Raw genomic sequence first — 2,037 nt, forward strand, 5'->3', positions numbered from 1 at the left:
TTGATGAGTGTTTTTTATTGCCAAAAATTAAGTTTTCTTCTGGTTTTTCAAGTGAGACGCTGAAGTGTGTTATAACAATTTGCTTTATCCCATGGAAGCTGTCACAGCAATCCCTTTCAGTTTAAAGCTCAATTTCAAAATTGCAAATAACCACGGTAATAACCGAAAAGTCAACAAAATGGAAGATTGTCAGAAATCAGCGTCGGAAACGGCGTTGCTTTTTTTGCAAACTCTCAACGCAAGAATAGGACTTTTGTGAATCTTTATATCTGTTAACTGTCAGGCTCTAAGTGGGTCATGGAACTCGCCATTTTACTTTTGATCATTATCCTGCTGCCTGTGAGCAATGTCATTGCGCTAAAAAATCTGCCTCTAATTTGATAGATACCTCTGATAGCGCTGATAATGAAAAAATCACTGACAGTCCTGCCAATGATTTTTTGTAAGTACTCACAGCGTTTAGGTGTCCTTAAAATGGCACTGTGAATAGATTATTTGTCTTTTTTGTCGTGTTCCAGCTGGAAAGCTTGGTTTTTAGAAATTTCTCTGGGGAATAAACGGCTGACACGCTGCCAGATCAGTTCGCGCTGCGTCAAAAGTGAAAGCCCAAGTGAAATGAGCATAAAATTATCACTCCCTTTGATAAGGTAGCCTATCATGCCCCGCAAGGCAATGTAGGCCAGCCAAAGTCCTGCTGTGATGAGCGTGCCTTTGCAAAAAATGAGCTGCTTTTCAGAATCAAACCAAATCTTGCTCGAAATGGCCCGCAGCCAGCCAAAGAAAATAGGTAAGAAAATGTCGCCGAACCCAATCGCGCTCAGCAAAAGAAGGTTCCAATGAATTGTGCTACGTCCTTGATAAGCAAGGAGACAGCCAATTCCAATGAGAATCAGGAAAGTCCGTGTTTGATGCAGCACGACTCGTGCGCTTAACTGACGAATTAAAATCAAAACGAGCAAAAGTAATGAAATGAGAAGATTTGAGGTCATTTTTCGAGGATTCTTTCTCCATGGTTGTGCCAAAAATAAGCGAGTATGAGCAGCATTTGTCCAATGACAAGGAAAATCAGTAGAGGCCAGATTTGTGACCAAATGTCAGACATCCCTAAGTTAAAGAGCTTACGCAACCCCAGCACACCGTAAGTCATCGGCAGAAAGTGGGAACCCGTTTGGAAGATTTTATCTGACAAGGCCAGTGGGTAAGAGCCTCCCGCCATCGCCGTTTGCAGCATTAAAATAACCAAAACAACTAAGACCCCAAAACGAGGGAAAAGCTTATTTAATGCAATAATCAGACTATCAAATGTCAAGGCGAGAAGGACTAATAAGCCAAACAGACCAGTCCAGCTAAGCACTGAGAAATGGAAAATGACAGCGGTCAAAAGCGTCATAACGGCGGCCTGAATCAGCGACATTCCTGCGGGTAAGACAAATTGCCACAGATAAAAAGTTTTGAATTTCCCTTTTTTGCTTGCGAAAAGGCGCATGAAAACTTGATTTATGATGATGCCGCCCACAAACAGCGTCAGGGCAAAGAAGTAAGGTGCGAGGCCTTCAGCGTTATTTTTGACAGGGGAAATATCGTGAGTTTTGAGTACAATGGCTTGCGAAATTCCCGTTGGAACAGCCATTTTGGCACTATTTAGCTTGGCGATGGTGCTTTGCGCGATGGCTTGGTTGCTGTCGTTCACCATCTGATTGGCGTCTGTTGTCAGGATTTTCTGAGCAGAGAAATTCAGGCCGCTGCTGGTGAAAAGTTCGATTTGTGCGGGTTTTTGCGTCATCGCGAATGTTTCAAGTGACTTTGAAAAATTAGCTTTGAAGTCCAGAATGCCAAAAATCTTGCCCGCTTTGAGCTCCTGCTTGGCCTGGCTCAAGCTTTCTTGCTTGAAGCCAAAAGTCTTGCTTGATTTGATGTTTTGATAAATGGGACTTGCTTGGTCGGTTGAATTTGCCACCAATGCCACGGGAAGTTGATTGATTTTTCCGTAAGGGTCGCGGATGGCGCCGAGGAAAAGACCGGAGTAGAGAGAGGGAA

Annotated in this window: 2 protein-coding genes; both read right to left on the bottom strand. The window is 43.3% G+C overall.

Annotated features, from left to right (window positions below; all coding sequences use genetic code 11):
• Positions 1-491: 491 nt before the first annotated feature.
• Positions 492-989, bottom strand: a complete 498-nt coding sequence (locus WEIDD23_RS00150; protein ID WP_010370419.1) for a hypothetical protein — start codon at positions 987-989, stop codon at positions 492-494.
• The coding region (locus WEIDD23_RS00155; RefSeq protein ID WP_062358596.1) for a YhgE/Pip domain-containing protein at positions 986-2,037 on the bottom strand (1,052 nt) is incomplete at its 5' end. The genes WEIDD23_RS00150 and WEIDD23_RS00155, both read right to left, overlap by 4 nt.

Origin of the sequence: Weissella sp. DD23, from assembly GCF_001579105.1 — a bacterium.
Classification (GTDB): domain Bacteria; phylum Bacillota; class Bacilli; order Lactobacillales; family Lactobacillaceae; genus Weissella; species Weissella cibaria.

What these genes read in the sequence shown, in the direction of transcription:
- WEIDD23_RS00150 (WP_010370419.1), bottom strand. Translation starts at nt 989, where the DNA reads ATGACCTCAAATCTTCTCATTTCATTACTTTTGCTCGTTTTGATTTTA.